At 67.3% G+C, this 16,805-nt stretch carries 14 protein-coding genes; 4 read left to right on the top strand and 10 right to left on the bottom strand.

What is annotated here, in order from left to right; translation table 11 throughout:
* Window positions 1–3: 3 nt before the first annotated feature.
* Both mfd and IFT60_RS05705 read right to left on the bottom strand, forming a co-directional pair.
* On the bottom strand, window positions 4–3,462 hold the full coding sequence (gene mfd / locus IFT60_RS05710) for a transcription-repair coupling factor (protein ID WP_192050390.1): 3,459 nt from the start codon (window positions 3,460–3,462) through the stop codon (window positions 4–6).
* Between the two features lie 85 nt (window positions 3,463–3,547).
* Window positions 3,548–4,414 carry a DMT family transporter gene (locus IFT60_RS05705; RefSeq protein WP_192050388.1) on the bottom strand — a complete coding sequence of 289 codons (867 nt, stop codon included), beginning with the start codon at window positions 4,412–4,414 and terminating at the stop codon, window positions 3,548–3,550.
* A 299-nt stretch (window positions 4,415–4,713) separates the two neighbouring features.
* Here IFT60_RS05705 and IFT60_RS05700 point away from each other — a divergent pair, with 299 nt between their 5' ends.
* Window positions 4,714–5,181 carry an Lrp/AsnC family transcriptional regulator gene (locus tag IFT60_RS05700; RefSeq protein WP_192050386.1) on the top strand — a complete coding sequence of 156 codons (468 nt, stop codon included), beginning with the start codon at window positions 4,714–4,716 and terminating at the stop codon, window positions 5,179–5,181.
* Between the two features lie 329 nt (window positions 5,182–5,510).
* Here IFT60_RS05700 and IFT60_RS05695 read toward each other — a convergent pair whose 3' ends face one another.
* Window positions 5,511–6,242, bottom strand: a complete 732-nt coding sequence (locus IFT60_RS05695) for a DNA-binding protein (protein ID WP_192050384.1) — start codon at window positions 6,240–6,242, stop codon at window positions 5,511–5,513.
* A 175-nt stretch (window positions 6,243–6,417) separates the two neighbouring features.
* Between IFT60_RS05695 and IFT60_RS05690 the strand changes: the two genes are divergently transcribed.
* Window positions 6,418–7,374 carry a GGDEF domain-containing protein gene (locus IFT60_RS05690; RefSeq protein ID WP_192050382.1) on the top strand — a complete coding sequence of 319 codons (957 nt, stop codon included), beginning with the start codon at window positions 6,418–6,420 and terminating at the stop codon, window positions 7,372–7,374.
* Between the two features lie 3 nt (window positions 7,375–7,377).
* Here IFT60_RS05690 and IFT60_RS05685 read toward each other — a convergent pair whose 3' ends face one another.
* Window positions 7,378–8,787 (bottom strand): PQQ-dependent sugar dehydrogenase, encoded by a 1,410-nt coding sequence (locus IFT60_RS05685; RefSeq protein ID WP_192050380.1) that lies wholly within the window; start codon window positions 8,785–8,787, stop codon window positions 7,378–7,380.
* A 224-nt stretch (window positions 8,788–9,011) separates the two neighbouring features.
* Between IFT60_RS05685 and IFT60_RS05680 the strand changes: the two genes are divergently transcribed.
* Window positions 9,012–9,398 (top strand): hypothetical protein, encoded by a 387-nt coding sequence (locus tag IFT60_RS05680; RefSeq protein WP_192050378.1) that lies wholly within the window; start codon window positions 9,012–9,014, stop codon window positions 9,396–9,398.
* 22 nt (window positions 9,399–9,420) lie between these two features.
* Here IFT60_RS05680 and IFT60_RS05675 read toward each other — a convergent pair whose 3' ends face one another.
* The 6 genes from IFT60_RS05675 to IFT60_RS05650 form a co-directional block, all read right to left on the bottom strand.
* Window positions 9,421–10,437, bottom strand: coding sequence for an HDOD domain-containing protein (locus tag IFT60_RS05675; protein ID WP_192050376.1), 1,017 nt, complete (start codon window positions 10,435–10,437; stop codon window positions 9,421–9,423).
* 127 nt (window positions 10,438–10,564) lie between these two features.
* Window positions 10,565–10,867, bottom strand: coding sequence for a hypothetical protein (locus tag IFT60_RS05670; protein WP_192050374.1), 303 nt, complete (start codon window positions 10,865–10,867; stop codon window positions 10,565–10,567).
* A 135-nt stretch (window positions 10,868–11,002) separates the two neighbouring features.
* On the bottom strand, window positions 11,003–11,260 hold the full coding sequence (locus tag IFT60_RS05665; RefSeq protein ID WP_192050372.1) for a hypothetical protein: 258 nt from the start codon (window positions 11,258–11,260) through the stop codon (window positions 11,003–11,005).
* Between the two features lie 571 nt (window positions 11,261–11,831).
* Window positions 11,832–13,643: a putative bifunctional diguanylate cyclase/phosphodiesterase gene (locus IFT60_RS05660; protein ID WP_229510705.1), complete on the bottom strand. Its 1,812-nt coding sequence runs from the start codon at window positions 13,641–13,643 to the stop codon at window positions 11,832–11,834.
* Complete coding sequence (locus IFT60_RS05655) at window positions 13,606–14,973, bottom strand: sensor domain-containing diguanylate cyclase (RefSeq protein WP_374000546.1); 1,368 nt, start codon at window positions 14,971–14,973, stop codon at window positions 13,606–13,608. The genes IFT60_RS05660 and IFT60_RS05655 overlap by 38 nt, the downstream gene beginning before the upstream one ends.
* Window positions 14,970–15,356 carry a phosphonate transporter gene (locus IFT60_RS05650; protein WP_192050370.1) on the bottom strand — a complete coding sequence of 129 codons (387 nt, stop codon included), beginning with the start codon at window positions 15,354–15,356 and terminating at the stop codon, window positions 14,970–14,972. Before IFT60_RS05650 ends, IFT60_RS05655 begins: the two co-directional genes overlap by 4 nt.
* A gap of 175 nt (window positions 15,357–15,531) precedes the next feature.
* Between IFT60_RS05650 and IFT60_RS05645 the strand changes: the two genes are divergently transcribed.
* Window positions 15,532–16,752, top strand: coding sequence for an AMP-binding enzyme (locus tag IFT60_RS05645; RefSeq protein WP_192050368.1), 1,221 nt, complete (start codon window positions 15,532–15,534; stop codon window positions 16,750–16,752).
* The last annotated feature ends 53 nt before the right edge of the window (window positions 16,753–16,805 follow it).

The following is a 16,805-nucleotide window of genomic DNA, read 5'->3' as shown; positions in this document are numbered from 1 at the left end:
TTCTCATGCCAGTAATTGTTTGATCGTTTGCTTCACCTGCAGCACCCGCGCCGCCAGGTCCGGCATCGCCGCCGTGATGCGCAGCTTGTCCTGGCCGGCCAGCTTGATGTGGCGGTTCTTCTGGATCAGCGTGATGATCTTGACCGGGTCGATCGGCGGCTTCTCCATGAATTGCAGGTTGGCCGCTTCGCTGTGCGCATCGATCTTGACGATGCCGACGGTCTTCGCCGCGATGCGCAGGCGGTGCGTCTCGATCAGCGCTTTTACCTGCTCGGGCAGCTTGCCGAAGCGGTCGATCAGTTCTTCCTGCATGTCGTCGATCTTGCCCTGGCTTTCGCAGTTGGCCAGGCGCTTGTAGATCGACAGGCGCTCGTGCACGTCGCCGCAGAAGTCGGCCGGCAGCAGGGCCGGCACGTGCAGGTTGATCTCGGTGGTGGTCGACAGCGGCGCCGCCAGGTCCGGCTCCTTGCCGGCTTTCAGTGCGCGCACGGCTTCGTTGAGCATGTCCGAATACAGCTGGAACCCGATCTCCAGCATCTCGCCGGACTGGTTCTCGCCCAGCACTTCGCCGGCGCCGCGGATCTCGAGGTCGTGCATGGCGAGATAAAAGCCGCTGCCCAGTTCTTCCATCGCCTGGATCGCATCGAGCCGGCGCTGCGCCTGCTTGGTCAGGTTCTGCACGTCGTTCACCAGCAGATACGCATAGGCCTGGTGGTGCGAACGGCCGACGCGCCCGCGCAGCTGGTGCAGCTGGGCCAGGCCGAATTTGTCCGCGCGGTGCATGATGATCGTATTCGCGGTCGGCACGTCGATGCCGGTCTCGATGATGGTCGTGCACAGCAGGATGTTGAAGCGCTGCGCGACGAAATCGCGCATCACCTTTTCCAGGTCGCGCTCGTGCATCTGGCCGTGCGCCACCGCGATGCGCGCTTCCGGCAGCAGTTCGCGCAGCATCGAATAGCGGTTCTCGATGGTCTCGACTTCGTTGTGCAGGAAGTAGATCTGGCCACCGCGCTTCAGTTCGCGCAGGCAGGCTTCCCTGATGATGGAACCGTCTTCGCTGCGGACAAAGGTCTTGATCGCCAGGCGCTTTTGCGGCGCGGTGGCGATGATGGAAAAATCGCGCAAGCCTTCCAGCGCCATGCCCAGCGTGCGCGGGATCGGCGTCGCCGTCAGCGTCAGCACGTCGACTTCCGCGCGCAGGGCTTTCAGCGCTTCCTTCTGGCGCACGCCGAAGCGGTGTTCCTCGTCGATGATGACCAGGCCCAGGCGCGTGAACTTCACGTCCGGCGACAAGAGCTTGTGGGTGCCGATCACGATGTCGAGCGTGCCGTCGGCCATGCCCTTGATCGCGTTGTTGATTTCCTTGCCGGTCCGGAAGCGCGACAGCTCGGCAATCTTGACCGGCCAGTCGGCGAAGCGGTCGGCGAAGGTTTGCGCGTGCTGCTCGGCCAGCAGCGTGGTCGGGGCCAGGATGGCGACCTGCTTGCCGCCCATGACGGCAATGAACGCCGCGCGCAGCGCGACCTCGGTCTTGCCGAAGCCGACGTCGCCGCACACCAGGCGGTCCATCGGCCGGCCCGAGGTCATGTCCTTGATGACGTTGGAAATCGCCTCGGCTTGGTCCGGCGTTTCGTCGAAGCCGAAGCTCTGGGCGAAGTTTTCGTAATCGATGCTCGAGTATTCGAAGGAGTGGCCGGTACGGGCCGCGCGGCGTGCGTACAGGTTGAGCAGCTCGGCCGCGGTGTCGCGCACCTGCTCGGCCGCTTTTCGCTTGGCCTTGTCCCACTGGCCGGAACCGAGCGAATGCAACGGCGCGTCCTCGGGCGAGGTGCCGGAATAGCGCGAAATGACATGCAGCTGAGACACGGGAACGTACAGCTTGGTGTCTTTCGCGTATTCGAGGTGCAGGAACTCGGTCTCGCCTTCGCCCAGGTCCATCGAGATCAGGCCCATGTAGCGGCCGATGCCGTGGTTGATGTGCACCACCGGGTCGCCGATCTTCAGCTCCGACAGGTCGCGCACCATCGATTCGACCTGGCTGGTCGCTTCCTGCTTCTTCTTGCCGACGCGCCGGCCCGAACCCGCATACAGCTCGGTTTCGGTGACGAAGGCGATGCAGCCGCTCGATTCTTCCAGCAGTTCGAAGCCGGCCTGCAGCGGCGCCACGCCCAGCGCCAGTTTGGCGTCGCTGGCACGCATGCCTTCGAAGCCCTCGACCGGCGTCACGTCGAAGTGGTATTCGTTGAAGTACTGCTGCAGCGTCTCGCGGCGGCCGTTCGACTCGGCACAGATCATCACGCGGCAGCCGGTACGCGCGATAAAGGCACGCAAATTCGCGAGCGGGTCTTCCAGTCTACGGTTGACCGCGACGTCGGGGATCGGCGCGGACAGCTCCGACGCCGGCGCGTTGGGTTCATTACCTGCCGGGCGCGCGATGTTCCAGCGCCCGTGCGGCTTGGCGCAGGTGAAGAACTGCTCGCTCGACAGGAACAGTTCGCGCGGCTCGAGCAGCGGCCGTTCGCGGTCGCTTTTCAGGAAGCGGTAGCGCGATTCGGTGTCCGTCCAGAAGCGCGCGATCGCCGCGTCGATGTCGCCCACCAGGGCCAGCGGGCCGTCTTCCGGCAGGTAGTCGAACAGGGTCGCCGTCTCGTCGAAGAACAGCGGCAGGTAGTATTCGATGCCGGCCGAGGCGATGCCGCTGCCGATGTCCTTGTAGACGGGCGAGCGTGAAGGATCGCCCTCGAATCTTTCGCGCCAGCGGCTGCGGAAGGCGGTGCGCGCGGCTTCGTCCATCGGGAATTCGCGGCCCGGCAGCAAGCGCACTTCGCGCACCGGATACAGCGAGCGCTGGGTGTCGGCATCGAAGGTGCGGATGGTCTCGATCTCGTCGCCGAACAGGTCCAAACGGTAGGGCAGGGCGGACCCCATCGGGAACAGGTCGATCAGGCCGCCGCGCACGGAGTATTCGCCGGGCGACATCACCTGCGACACGTGCGAATAGCCGGCCAGGGTCAACTGGGCCTTCAGCTTCGCCTCGTCGAGCTTTTCGCCCTGGCGGAAGAAGAAGGTGTAGGCGGCCAAGAACGATGGCGGCGCCAGGCGCACCAGCGCGGTGGTGGCCGGGACCACCAGCACGTCGCACTGGCCATTGCGGATTTCGTGCAGCGTCGCCAGGCGTTCGGACACCAGGTCCTGGTGCGGCGAAAAGGCGTCGTAAGGCAACGTTTCCCAGTCCGGCAGCAGGTGGCAGGACAGTTGGCCGTCGGCGAACCAGGCGATTTCGTCGAGCAGGCGCTGGCCATCGCTGGCATTCGCGACGATGACGGTCAGGATCCGTTTTTCAGCTTTGAAGGCGAGGCCGGCGACGGCCAGCGCATAGGCATCGGACGAACCGGCCAGGGCGGGCAGGACGAAACGTTGTCCGGGTTTCGGGAGGTGCTTTTTGAGGTCGAAAGGCATGCAGACGTGCGCTTTTTGGATCTGGCCGATGGGTCCTCGATTATAGACGAACCCACCACGCCATGCCCCGCACGCGACGCCGACCTTACCTTCCCTTGCCGGCGGCCACCAGCACGCCGCCGAGGATGATGCCGAAGCCGGCCGCATGGTACAGGCGCGGCGCTTCGCCCAGCAGCGGCCAGGCGGCCAGCGTGGCGAACAGCGGGATCAGGTAGACCGACAGGCTGGCGCGCGCCGGACCGGCGATCGCGACCAGGCGATCGAAGCAGAAGTAGGCGCCCAGGCTCGGCACGATGGCCAGGAAAGCCAGCGCGACGTACAGGCGCGGGTCGTTGAAATTGGCGACGTTGCCGAGCGAGGCTTCGAGCACCGCGAACGGCGCCAGCACCAGCGCACCGCCGCCGATCAGGGCGGCCAGCTTGACCGTGTTCGGCAGCTTCGGCAGCGGCAGGCGCTTGCCCAGCACCGTGTACAGCGCCCAGCCGCAAGCCGCCACCACCACCCACAGGTCGCCGGTGCCGAAGGCGAAGCCGCCCAGCGCGGCGAGATCGCCGCGGGTCAGCACCACCAGCACGCCGAGTACGGCGAGCAGCATGCCGCCGGCCTGGCGGCGCGCCAGCGGCGCCTTCCAGACCAGGGTTTCGAGCAGCATCACCAGCGCCGGGCAGGCGGCGAAGATGATGGCGATGTTGGCCGCGCTGGTCTGGCGCGCGCCGATGTACTGCGGACCGACGGCCATGCCCATGCCCAGGCCCGCCAGCAGGATCAGGCGCGGGAAGTTGGCCATGATGACGTGGCGCAGCGCCCACAGGCGCGGGCCGGCGATCGGCAGCAGGATGGCAAAGGCCAGCGCCCAGCGCCCAAAGGCGAGGAACAGCGGCGGCAAGCCGGCGCTCTCGGCCCAGCGCGCGACCAGCAGGTTGGCGGCGAACAGCGCCGGGGTGACGAACATGAGCGGCAATTCCGCGTTGGCCGACCCAACGGCTAAATTTCCTGCTCCTGCGCGCGAGACTGCTTCTGACACGAAAACTCCGAAATTCGAATGCTGCAATGCGGGTAAGACGGTGGTTCCATGATGCGGATCCGGCCGATGTCCCTATTGGAATGGCGAGCCGAAATTTTACTGCAGCGCACAAAAAATATTCTTTCGTATGCAGGGCGAATTTAGGATTTGTTCGGATAATCCTTCTATGAATCGGCTAAAATGTAGAAGAAGTATCCATTTCAAATCGTATAGACAGGAGCGTGCATGTGAAGGAGGGGATACTCGACGAGATCGACAGGAATATCCTGCGCACGCTCAGCCGCGACGGGCGCATCAGCAACCAGAAGCTGGCTGAAACGGTGAACCTGTCGCCCACGCCCTGCTGGCACCGCGTGCGCGCACTCGAAGAGGCTGGCCACATCAGCGGCTACGCCGCCGTGCTCGACCAGCGCGCGCTCGGCGTGCCGGACACGGTGATCATCGAAGTGACGGTCGACCGCCACGACGACGAGATCCTGCAGGCGTTCTCGGACGCGCTGGCCGACCTGCCGGAAGTGATGGAGGCCTACCTGCTCTCGGGCGAATACGATTACCTGATCAAGGTGGCGGTGGCGGGCACCGAGGGCTACGAGCGTTTCCTGCGCCAGAAGCTCTATAAACTGCCGGGCGTGAAGCACACGCGCTCGACGTTTACCTTGCGCTGCCTGAAGCGCACGGTATCGGTGACGCCGTAGGGTGGCCGGCTACACCCGGCCGCGTGATTGACATGCGGCTGCAACGCCGCCCACGCGTTACGTATGAACGGCCCGCAGCCCTGCAGGCACCATGCATGCGTTACGCGTGGGCGGCGTACGCGCCGCGTGTCGATCACGCGGTAGGGTGGTCGGCTCCACCCGCCCTGATGATTGACCCGCAGCTTGAACGCCGCCCACGCGTTACGTATGAAGGGCCCGCGGCCCTGCAGGCACCATGCATGCGTTACGCGTGGGCGGCGTTCAAGCCGCGTGCTGATCACGCGTCAGGGTGGAGCCGACCACCCTACGAAACGTGCACCCAATAGCGCCTACTTCGCCTTCTTGCGCAGCGCATCGACCTCCATCCGCAGCGCCCCGCGGTCGCTCTTCGCCGCCGCCAGCTGTGCCTGCAGCTCCTTGACTTCCTGCGCCAGGCTGTCGCGTGCGGTGGTGGCGCCGACCAGTTCCATTTCGGCCGCCAGGCGGGCATCCGATTGCGTCGACGAGGCGACGACGCTGCGTTCGAGCTGGCCGCGCAGCTCAAGCAGCTGGGCATCCTTGCCGTCGATCGCCAGCTGGTCCTTGGCCTTGCCGACCAAAGCGTCCATCGCGACCTGGCGCGCGTTGCGCAGTTCGGCCATCAGGCGTTCGATTTCTTCGCTGCGTTCGTCGGCCAGTGCCTGGGCGGCGTCGCGCGCACGCGCTGCGCTGTCGGCCTCTTCTTCCAGGCGCCCGGCCTCGGCCAGCGCCGCGTCGAGGTCGTCCTGCAGCCGCGCCATGGCCGCGCGCGGACCGGCGCCGGCCTGTTCGGCATGCTGCTGCGCCCAGGCCGCCAGGTCGGCGGCCAGCGCAGCCGGCAGGGTGGCCGGCGCCGGCGCGGGCAGGCGTTCGTGCTCGGCGCGCCAGGCGCGCAACTGGCGTGCCAGTGCGCTGGGCGAACCGCTTGGTAACGCTGCACGCAGCGCGTCGAAAGTAACCGGCGTGCCGGCATCCTGCAAACCGCCCGCGGCTGCGGCGACATCGTCAAAGGAAATTTCGTGGCTTGGTGAATCGGTGGTCATGGGGCAAAGGAGCGTGCGTGATGAGGTGCCGTCATGATACGCGAGCGCCGCTGTAGAACCCGGCCTGCATGGCCAGACAGGCATCGCCGACAGCGCCGGACTGTGGCGTTATTGCCTCAATGTAAGGGCAAGGCGTAATCATGCTATAACATTGTGATTTGTCCTTTCGTGACTAATGCACATCGACGCTACTCCCGCGCTTGCCGGCCCGACACAAGACGATCCCGGCGTCTACCGCACCCTGCTCGAATCCACCAGGGCCATCCCCTGGAAAATCGACTGGGACAGCATGCGCTTCGCCTATATCGGTCCGCAAATCGAGGGCGTGCTCGGCTGGAGCCAGGCCAGCTGGCAGACGGTGGGCGACTGGGCCGACCGTATCCACGAGGAAGACCGGCAGCGCACGGTGGATTTTTGTGTAGCGCAGTCGCAGCAGGGCGTCGACCACGAAGCCGACTACCGTGCATTGACCGCCGACGGCGATTACGCGTGGATTCGCGACGTCGTGCACGTCAAGCGGCGCGCCGACGGGAGCGTCGATTGCCTGGTCGGCTTCATGTTCGACATCACCGAGCGCAAGCATGCGGAAGACAAGATCCTGCAGCTGCAAAAGGAACTCGAGACGCTGTCGTACACGGACCCGCTGACCGGCATTGCCAACCGGCGCATGTTCGACCGTATCCTCGACGTCGAGTGGAGCAAGGCGCGCGCGACAGGCGAGCCCTTGTCGCTGGTCTCGCTCGACATCGATTTTTTCAAGCAGTACAACGACAGCTACGGGCATCCGCAGGGCGACCTGTGCCTGAAAGAGGTTGCCGGCCTGCTCGGCGACACCGCCGCCCGCACGCGCGACCTGTGCGCACGGCTGGGCGGCGAGGAATTCGTCATGCTGCTGCCCGCGACGCATGAAGCGGCCGCGCACGGCATCGCGCTGCGTTTCATGCGCCTGCTGGCGCGTGCTGCCATCCCCCATCGCAATTCGAAGGTGGCCGATGTGGTGACCGTCAGCATTGGGGTCGCCACCATCGTGCCGCGGGCGCAGGACCAGCCCGGCGTCCTGGCCGACCTCGCCGACGCGCGCCTGTACCGCGCCAAGACGGGCGGGCGCAACCGGATCATCGCGGCGGACTAGGCGCTAACGCCGCCCCGGCACCAGCTTCAGCACCACCCCCGTATTGCCGAGCAGCGTGCCGGTGTCGTTCGCCAGTACGTACAGCTCGCCGCGCGCATCCTGGCCGAAGCCGAGCAGGGCCAGGTCGAACGGATTGCGGTTGGTGGGAACGAGTCGCTCGATGCGGTTGTACCTGCCCAGCACGAACAGCTGGCCTTGCGGGGACGGCTGGCCGCGGCCCGCGTAGTCGCCGAACACATAGCGCCCGCGCAGATGGCGCAGCGTGTCGCCTTCGTAGACGTAGCCGCCGATGACGGCGACGCGGGTGACCGGCCCGCCGGCGCTGTCGGCGCGGTCGTACTGGGCAATCGGGTCGACCAGCGACGCCGGCAGGCCCGGGCTGTCGGCATACGCGAAGCCCGAACCATCGGGGCCGGCGGCGTCGAACAGGAAACTGCCTTCCTTAATGCGCCAGCCGTAGTTGCCGCCGGCGGTCACGAGGTTGACTTCCTCGACCGCATTCTGGCCGACGTCGCCCACGAACACGCGGCCGTCGCGGGCGATCGACATCCGGAACGGGTTGCGAAAGCCATAGGCGAAGATTTCGTCGGCGCCTTCCTTGCCGACGAAGGGATTGTCGGGCGGGATGCCGTACCTGCCGTTGGCGGCATTGCGTCCGAGCGGATCGATGCGCAGGACCTTGCCGAGCAGGTTGCCCGGCGCCAGGCTTTGGGCATTGCCCTCGGGCGCCTGGCCCGCGCCTTCGTCGTCGGCGGTATTGCCGTCGCCGAGGGAGACGTACAGCATGTGGTCGGGGCCGAAGGCAAGCGCGCCGCCGTTGTGGAGCGGCGTCGGCTTGTCGATGCGCAGCAGTTCGCGCGCACTGGCCAGGTCGACCGCGCTGTGGCGCCGGCCGGGGCGCTTGACGCGCCACTCGGTGACGACGCTCTGGCAGTTCGGCGCCACGCCCGGCGGCATGGTGCTGAAGTCGGGGTTGGCGCGCACCGGCTGCGCCGTGAAGGTGTAGAACAGGCCGTTGGTGTCGAAATTCGGGTGGAAGGCGAGTCCCACCAGGCCGCGCTCGTCGAAGCGGTTGTCGCCGACACCGAGCGGCGAGACCAGCAGGGCGCTCACGTCGAGAAACAGTTCGCGCGGCTGCGGATTGGTACCGAGGTGGAGACGCCAGATTTGCCCGGGCTGGTCCGCCACGTACAGGTGGCGCCGGTCGCCCGGCGGGGCCGAGGCCGCCACCGGCGAGACGAGGCCGGAGGCAACCGTCTCGAGGGCAACCGCGGCGCGGCTTGGCGTAATCGCACCAGGAATCGGGTCGGTCAGCGGAACATGTTGTTGCGCGCCTGCCGTGGAACAGGCGCTAGCCGCTGCAAGAGCGGACAGCGCATGGACGAGCATGCGGGTGGTCGTGCGCATCTTCATGATGTGCTTTCTGAGGCCGGACGGCCAGTGAAGGGAAAAGGGGACTTTTGGTTAGGCGCGTCAGCTTCGGCGAGGTTCTGCGCCTGCCGGTGCTGGAATTGATCTGTATCAGAGATGCGATGCCTGCGCCGGGCGAGGAAATAGGCGTAGCGAAACGAGCGCCTGGCGCCCCGCACCAGTTCGTCCACCCCGCGCTAGAATGGGAAAAAATTCTTGGTGTAACGATGCAGAAAATCGATTTTGCCGGCTTGATGCGCCTGGCGCAGGCCTCGGCGGCGACCGGCGCGCCATGCGCCTGCACGCTTGTGCCCCTGGCGGCCTGGACGGCACTGCCGTTGAGCCTGGAGCGGCGCAGTCTGGAGGAGATCGGCACCCTCATCGACGATCCGTACGAAGAGCCGACCTTCGCGGAATGCCATCCGGCCGGCACGCGTTACGACAGCCCCGACGCACCCATCGCCCCGCGCTTCTATCCATACAACCGCTGCACCGTAGCGCGCTGCATCCTGTGCGGGCGCCATTACCTGCTCTACAACGAAGCGGGCGGCTACTTCACGGAATGGCGCATCCGCGCCTTGCGGCCCGAGCTGCTGGTGGACGCCCAGCCCTGACGCCGTCGATCCGGACGTGCCTTCAGGTTTCCTGTGGCAGCAGGCGATCGAAGCAGGGGCGCAGGCGCGGCGTGACGATCGCGTCCACCAGTGGCGCGTCGGGCGCCAGCGCGCCGGCGTCCACCAGCAGGCGCAGTTTGGCGAGGGCGTCGGCCGTCGCCAAGACGTTGCCAAGCGCGGCGCCGGACGCGCCCGCATCCGGCATGCCGGCGTCGGCGATAGCGCCCGCGACCGCGGCCGGAAAGGCCCACTCGAGCGCGATGCCGTGCGCCAGGCGCCGCGCCTCCTTCAACAGGGCGACGCGGAACGCGTCCGAACGCGGCAGCACGTCGTCGCTATACACCTGGTCGATCAGGCGGAAGGCGACCACCAGGCCGACGTTCTGGACCAGCCCGGCCAGGTAGGCCTCGAACGGATCGGCGCCGGCATGGGGCGCCAGCGTGGCGGCGGCGAGTGCGCAGCGTTCGGACTGCATCCAGATGCGCGGTGCGACGTGCTTCGCGAAGCGTCCGTTCCCCATGCCGATCACGGGCCGGAACGCGACCCGCGCCAGCAGCATGCGTAAACCATTCTGGCCCAGCAGCATGACGGCGCCCTCGATGTTCTTCACCGGCGTCGGCGGCCGGTAATAGGGGCTGTTCGCTTCGCGCACGACTTCGGCCACCAGCACCACGTCCTGCGCCACCATGCGCGACAGGTCGGCGTTCGACACGCTGTCGTCGCGCAGGCTGCGCAGCAATGCGGGAATCACGGCCGGCACGCGCGGCACCAGTTCGGCGGCGCGCGCCGGGTCGTTGGCCAGGCGGCCCAGTTCGTCGAGGATCAGGCGTTCGGTTGCTTCTGGTGCATCGCCGGCGGCGCTGTCCGCCAGCCAGCCGTAAAAGGCAGCATCGAGCTCGGCGTTGGCGCCGGAAGCAGCGTTGGGAGAAGCGGACAGGACAGCCGGAGCGGCAGATGCTATCTCGGCAGGCGGCGCGGGTTGGACAAGCGTGTCAGGCCGTGCGGCGGCGCCGAACCAGCGCGCGAACCAGTTTTTCATTGTCGGGGAGCCTCGGCCTTGGAAAAAGTTCGATTCTACCTGACAAGCTTTGCGGAAGAGCGAAGAGGGCGGGCCGGCCGTGTGGCCGGCCCTACGGCATGCAGGGACGACATGCCGTGTGAAACGCCTAGCGGCTGATGGGCGGCGGTGCGGTGGCCGTGCCGGTGCTGGTGGTGCCGCTCGTGCCGGTGGTGCCGTTCATGTCCGCGGTGCCCGCGGCGGTGCCGGACGTCGTCGTGGTTGGCGTGCTACCGGTGACGCCCGTGGTCGGGGTGCCGCGTTCGGTCATGCCGGAACCGCTCATCGAGGAGCCAGAGGTGCTCGTGCCCGACGTGCTGTCCATGCTGCCGGTACTGCTGGTCGACTGGCAGCCAGCCAGGCCAAGGCCCATGGTGGCGGCGAAGATCATACTCAAGGTGGTTCGTTTCATATTCTTATCCTCCGTGTATGTTTGAGAACTTCATCATGCGAGCGCTTCTTCCCAAGCGCTATAGGAAGAGAGCGCCAGCGCATGTAGGAGATGCCAGACAGTCGATGACGGACGCCGACCGCCGCTCAATAGCGTTCAGCGCCGTTCAGGGGTATTGGCCGGCGTGGCGCCGGTGGCGCTGGTCGAACCCTTGACGTCGGCATTCGCCGCATCTACGCCGCCGGTCGTACCCGAGGTGCTGGTCGCGCCCGCGGTGCCGGTGCTGCCGGAGGTCATCGAGCCGCTGCTGCCGCCCGAAACGCTGGAATCCATCGCATTGGAAGTGCCGGTGCTGCTGCAGCCGGCCAGGGCCAAGCCGGCGGCGAACAGCATGGCGGTGGTGAGGTGCTTCATGGTTGTTCTCCTGTGATGAGTGCAGGTGTCCATGATGCGGCGTGAGAAGGGGGTGCGCCATAGGAAACGCACTGCGCTGCGTGTAGGACAGGCCGGACAGATCTGCACGTCGGTCCGATTTGCCGGCAAGATTTTCCCCTGCTGCCCGCCTTACGTTAAACGGCCTGCTGGGTACGTACCCACTCCACCAGCGGTGGCGTAGCGTAGGGCGGGCATGCCCGCGTAGTTGCGTATCCATTTGTCGGCGTCACGCATGTCGCAAACGCCCGTAACGCGGGCATGCCCGCCCTACGTTTGAACGGCTCGTTGCGTGCGCACCCACTCAACCAGCGGCGGCGTAACGTAGGGCGGGCATGCCCGCCGACGTGCGTATCCTTTCATCGGCCTCGCGTATGTCGGAGACGCCCGTAACGCGGGCATGCCCGCCCTACGTTTGAACGGCCTTCCGCGTGCGTACCCAGTCGACCAGCGGCGGCGTAACGTAGGGCGGGCATGCCCGCCGACGTGCGTATGCTTTCACCGGCCTCGCGTATGTCGGAGGCGCCCGCAAGGCGGGCATGCCCGCCCGACGTTAAACGGCCTGCTGCGTACGCACCCAGTCGACCAGCGCGCTCGACACCAGTGGGCGGCTGAACAGGTAGCCCTGGCCCTTGGCGCAGGACTGGGCGCGCACGGCGTCGAGCTGGGCGGGGGTTTCGATGCCTTCGGCGACCGTGTTCATGCCCAGGCTTTGCGCCACCTTCACGGTGGCTTCGATCAGCACGCGGTGGTGATGGCTGGTGTCGGCCTTGCACACGAAACTGCGGTCGATCTTCACCGTGTCGACCGGCAGCAGGTGCAGGCTCGACAGCGAGGAATAGCCGGTGCCGAAATCGTCCAGCGCCAGCTTGATGCCGAGCGCCTTGAGTTCGTGCAGGCGCACCTGGATCTGTTCGTCCTGGGCCGCCAGGCTTTCCGTCACTTCCAGCTGCAGGCTGCGGGCCGGCATGCCGGTGCGCGTGAGGATGTCCGCCACCTTGGCCGCCCAGTCGGGCTGGGCCAGCTGGGCGCGCGACAGGTTGACCGCGATCAGGCGCGGCGCGCCGTCGCCGAGTTCGGCGCGCCAGCGCATGAAGTCGCGGCAGGAACGCTCGAGCACGAAGTCGCCGATCTGGTCGATCAGGCCGCATTCCTCGGCGATGCCGATGAAGTCGAAGGGCGGCACCAGGCCGCGCGTCGGGTGCTGCCAGCGCACCAGCGCCTCGACGCCGGCTGCATGGTCGATGCCGCCATCGGGGACGAGGCCGACCACCGGCTGGTAGACCACGAACAGCTGTTCTTCCAGCAGCGCCGTGCGCAACTGGGCTTCGATGTCGGCGCGGTGCGCGGCGCGTTCGCGCATGGCCGGCTCGAACACGACGTGGCGCGCGCCGCCGGCGCGCTTGGCCTCGACCATGGCGATGCTGGCGTCGCGCATGGCGGCGTCGGCGTCGCCCCCCTGGCCGTCGTCCCAGAACACGCCGATGCTGGCGCGGCACGCCACTTCATGGCCGTCGATGTGGTGCGGCCGCGCCAGCGTGTCGAGCAGGCGCAAGGCCAGGCGCTCGGCTTCGTCTGGATGCTGCAGGCCATCGAGCAGCACCGCGAATTCGTCGCCGCCGATGCGCGCCACCAGGCCGGCGCCGCCGGCGGCCGGGTCGACCCGGCTGTTGGCCGGCAAGCCGCCGGCGCGCATGCGGTCGGCCAGCGCCGCCAGCAGGCTGTCGCCGACCGCGACCAGCAGGCGGTCGCCGGCGCTCTGGCCGATGGTGTCGTTGATCTGGCGGAAGCGGTCGCAATTGAGCACCAGCAGCGTGAAGCGTGCATCACCGGCCTGGTGCGCCACGCGGCGGTCGAGCAGGATTTGCAGCTGCTCGACCGCCGCCGAGCGGTTCGGCAGGCGGGTGAGGGTGTCGGTGCGCGCCGCGCTGCGCAGGCGCCGGCGCAGGTTGTCCTGCTCGCGCTGGATGTCGAGCGTGGCATCGCTGATGGCCGCCATCCAGCGCTCGGCGTCGAGCTTCATCAGGCTGATCGACAGCACTTGCGGCGAAGCCGGCGCGCCGCGGCCGGCGCCGAGCGGCACGCGCAGCGCGTCGCAGACCACGCCGGTCGGTTCCGTGAACGCATCCGCCAGCGTCCTGACCTGGGGTGCGACGTCTTCCAGCACCGTGAACAGGTTATCCAGCCCGCCGTCGCGCGCGAGCGGCATCAGCAGGTTCGACGCCATCGGATTGAGCATCTCGACCGCACCGTCCAGGCTCGTTTGCACGAGGCCGATCGGGGCCCGGTACAGGAACTGGACCAGGGCCTCGTAGGCGTCGATTTGCTCAACCTGCATCGCGGCTTCGCTGTGGAGTGTTTTCATGCGTGGAAAGCTCCGGGGTCCATGGGAAGACGCGGTTGCGTCCTTGCGCCTTGGCGGTGTACAACGCCTGGTCGGCGCGCTTGATCAGCGCGTCGATGCTGACGATCTTGCCGTCCGACTGGGCGTCGAGGACGGCAACGCCGGCGCTGACCGTGTAGGCGATTTCTGCCCCATCGGCCGCCACCAGGCGCGTTGCCACCTGCGCGCGCAGGCGCTCGGCCACAAGCAGCGCCTGTTCGATACCGGTCGAGGGCAGCAGCACCGCGAATTCCTCGCCGCCCAGGCGCGCCACCGTGTCGACCGCGCGGAAGGTGTCGCGCAGCGCATTGGCCAGGTCGCACAGCACGCGGTCGCCGGCCGGGTGGCCATGGCGGTCGTTGACGAGTTTGAAATTATCGGCGTCGAACACGATCAAGGCCAGCTGGCGCGGCGTGTGGGTGGCGCGCTCGATTTCGAGTTCGGCGGCCTCGAAGAACGCGCGCCGGTTGGACAGCGCCGTCAGGTGGTCGCAGAACGCCGCCTGGCGCCGCTTCTCGGTGGCGGCGCGCTTGTCGCTGATGTCGCGCAGGATCAGGCAGTAGGCCGGCGCGTCCGGTTCGTCGCCGAAGGCTTCGCGGTCCGGCAGCGGCGCGATCAGGGCGCTGCCCCAGAACTGGCTGCCGTCGGCGCGCAGGCGCAAGCCTTCGTCCATGCTCCAGCCGTTATGCTCGGCTTCGCGCAGGCGGTCGAGCAGGTGCTCGGCGGTCATCGCATCGGGCGGATAGAAAATCGAATAGGGCGAACCGACGATGTGTTCGCCGAAACCGGTCACGCGCGCGATGCTCTCGTTCCAGTCGCACAGGCGCCCGTCGCGGTCGATCGCGACCAGCGCGTAATCGCTGATGCGCGTGAGGATGGCGTTGAGCCAGGCGTCGCTCTGGCGCAGCTGGCGTTCGCGCCGCACTTCGGCCGTCACGTCCTGGATCACGGCCATCACGCGCGCGCCGTCGAGTTTCAGGAGGGTGAGCGAGAGGATCTGCGGCGTGCCGCGGGTGCGGCCCTCGGCGCGCAGGTGGATGTGCAGGCCTTCGAAGACCATGCCGTTACTGCGTGGGTATTGCTCGCACTGGAGGCGCAGGTCGGGCGCCACGCTTTCCAGTGCGGTAAACAGGTTCGTCAGGCAGCCGTCCGGCGACAGGGGCATCAGGAGCTGGGCCGAAATCGGGTTGATCATCACGATCTCGCCATCGATACCCGCCTGCACCAGGCCAACCGGCGCCAGGTACAGGAACTGCATCAGGGCTTCGTGCTCGGCGCGCAGGCTTTCCACGCTGTCGTCGACTGGATTCACCGGCGTTGCACCAGCACGTAGCGGGTAGCGCTGTTGGCGCTCGCCAGCAGGCGCAGCTTGACCTTGATCGGACGCATGCGCAGGGTCAGCACGTAGTCGATCGTGTCGTCGAGTTCGCTGCCGTCTTCCGCCGCGTCTTCGAAACGCTGGGCTACCAGGAAGTTGTTCAGGCAAGGCGCCACGTTGGTGAACAGCGGCTCGCCGATCACGCGCTGCGGCGACAGGCCGGCGGCCTGCGATTCGAAGACGTTGTAGCGCTGCACGTTGGAATCGGCATCGAAGCCGATCACGCCGAAGTCGAGCCTGTCGAGCTGCTCCTGGTCGCTGGCGTCGAGGATATCGCCCAGGCCACGGGTGTCGAAAGTCATGGTGTCGTTGGTCATTCGGGGTTCTCCGCCTTGTCGGTCGTCAGATGATTGGTTTACGGAAACAAATGTTGGCATGAGCCAGCGCAAGTGTCAATCGTGTAGATGACCGATGGTCACAAATACGCACATTGTTGACAGAATAAAGCGCCGGCTGCACCATCGCCAGCCTTTATTTAGCGAAATGAAAACAATGGACCAGCTCAAGCCTGTGCAGTGGTGGCAACATGCCCCGGCCCTGGAACGCGTGGTGCGCGACCTGGTGGCCGCCGAACTGGCGGCGGCGCGCCCCGGCCGCCAACTGCCGGCGGCCCCCTGGGCCCCCGGCATCGACCTCGCCGCCGACCTCGGCGCCGACTCGCTCGACCTGATGGGCGCCGCCACCAGCCTGGCCGACCTGCTCGGCTTCGACCGCGCCGGCATGGGCGACGCGCTGCTGGCCCGCACCCGTCTGGCGGACTGGATCGCTGCGGCGCACGCCAGCCTGGACCTTGACGCCGGCGCACTGACCTTCCGCACCTCGGGCAGTTCGGGCGCGCCGAAACGCTGCACCCATCGCCTCGACAGCCTGTGGCGCGAGGTCGACGCGCTCGCCCGATTGGTGCCGGGGCGCCGCCGCGTCTGGTCTGCCGTGCCGGCGCATCATATCTACGGCTTCCTGTTTACGGTGCTGCTGCCGCAGGCGGGGGGCGTGCCGCTGGATGTGCTGGACTTGCGCGGCGCCTCGCCGGCCGCGCTGGCATCCTGGCTGGCGCCGGGCGACCTGGTGGTCGCGCATCCGGATTTCTGGGGGCAGGTGGCGGCGCTGGCGCCGGTTTTCCCGACCGACGTCACCGGCGTCAGCTCGGGCGCGTCATGCCCGGACGCCACCGCGCTGGCGCTGGCGGGCGGCGGCCTGCGCCTTCTGCAGGTATATGGCAGCTCGGAGACGGCCGGCGTCGGCTGGCGCGATGCCGCCGCGGCGCCATACCGGCTGCTGCCGTACTGGCGCCGCGCCGACGCCGAGAACACGATCGAACGCACGGTCGCGGATGGAATCGAGCGCCATGCGCTGCAGGACCGGCTCGACTGGATCGATGACGAACGCTTCCTGCCGAACGGGCGCATCGACCAGGCGGTGCAGGTGGGCGGCATCAACGTCTACCCGGCCTATGTCGCCGAGGTGCTGGCCATGCATCCGGGCGTGCGCGCGTGCGTGGTGCGCCCGATGCGGCCGGACGAGGGCACGCGCCTGAAGGCGTTCGTGGTCGCGGCCGAGGGTGTGGCGCCTGCAGCGCTGCGCGCCGAACTGGCCGGCTGGATCGCTGAGCGCCTGACACCGCCCGAACGGCCGGTGGCGTTTTCGTTTGGTCCGGCGCTACCGCACCAGCCGAACGGCAAGGCGGCGGACTGGATCATCGACGCCTGGGAGTAGGGGCGACCGATCGCCTGGGTTGTAGGGTGGACGCGTCATCGAGGCCCCCGGCC

Origin of the sequence: Massilia sp. CFBP 13721 (genome assembly GCF_014842025.1) — a bacterium.
Taxonomy (GTDB): domain Bacteria; phylum Pseudomonadota; class Gammaproteobacteria; order Burkholderiales; family Burkholderiaceae_D; genus Telluria.
This window is presented reverse-complemented; position numbering and strand designations above follow the sequence as displayed.

What these genes read in the sequence shown, in the direction of transcription:
- mfd (WP_192050390.1), bottom strand. Translation starts at nt 3,462, where the DNA reads ATGCCTTTCGACCTCAAAAAGCACCTCCCGAAACCCGGACAACGTTTC.
- IFT60_RS05705 (WP_192050388.1), bottom strand. Translation starts at nt 4,414, where the DNA reads ATGTTCGTCACCCCGGCGCTGTTCGCCGCCAACCTGCTGGTCGCGCGC.
- IFT60_RS05695 (WP_192050384.1), bottom strand. Translation starts at nt 6,242, where the DNA reads ATGACCACCGATTCACCAAGCCACGAAATTTCCTTTGACGATGTCGCC.
- IFT60_RS05690 (WP_192050382.1), top strand. Translation starts at nt 6,418, where the DNA reads ATGCACATCGACGCTACTCCCGCGCTTGCCGGCCCGACACAAGACGAT.
- IFT60_RS05685 (WP_192050380.1), bottom strand. Translation starts at nt 8,787, where the DNA reads ATGAAGATGCGCACGACCACCCGCATGCTCGTCCATGCGCTGTCCGCT.
- IFT60_RS05680 (WP_192050378.1), top strand. Translation starts at nt 9,012, where the DNA reads ATGCAGAAAATCGATTTTGCCGGCTTGATGCGCCTGGCGCAGGCCTCG.
- IFT60_RS05675 (WP_192050376.1), bottom strand. Translation starts at nt 10,437, where the DNA reads ATGAAAAACTGGTTCGCGCGCTGGTTCGGCGCCGCCGCACGGCCTGAC.
- IFT60_RS05670 (WP_192050374.1), bottom strand. Translation starts at nt 10,867, where the DNA reads ATGAAACGAACCACCTTGAGTATGATCTTCGCCGCCACCATGGGCCTT.
- IFT60_RS05665 (WP_192050372.1), bottom strand. Translation starts at nt 11,260, where the DNA reads ATGAAGCACCTCACCACCGCCATGCTGTTCGCCGCCGGCTTGGCCCTG.
- IFT60_RS05660 (WP_229510705.1), bottom strand. Translation starts at nt 13,643, where the DNA reads ATGAAAACACTCCACAGCGAAGCCGCGATGCAGGTTGAGCAAATCGAC.
- IFT60_RS05650 (WP_192050370.1), bottom strand. Translation starts at nt 15,356, where the DNA reads ATGACCAACGACACCATGACTTTCGACACCCGTGGCCTGGGCGATATC.
- IFT60_RS05645 (WP_192050368.1), top strand. Translation starts at nt 15,532, where the DNA reads ATGGACCAGCTCAAGCCTGTGCAGTGGTGGCAACATGCCCCGGCCCTG.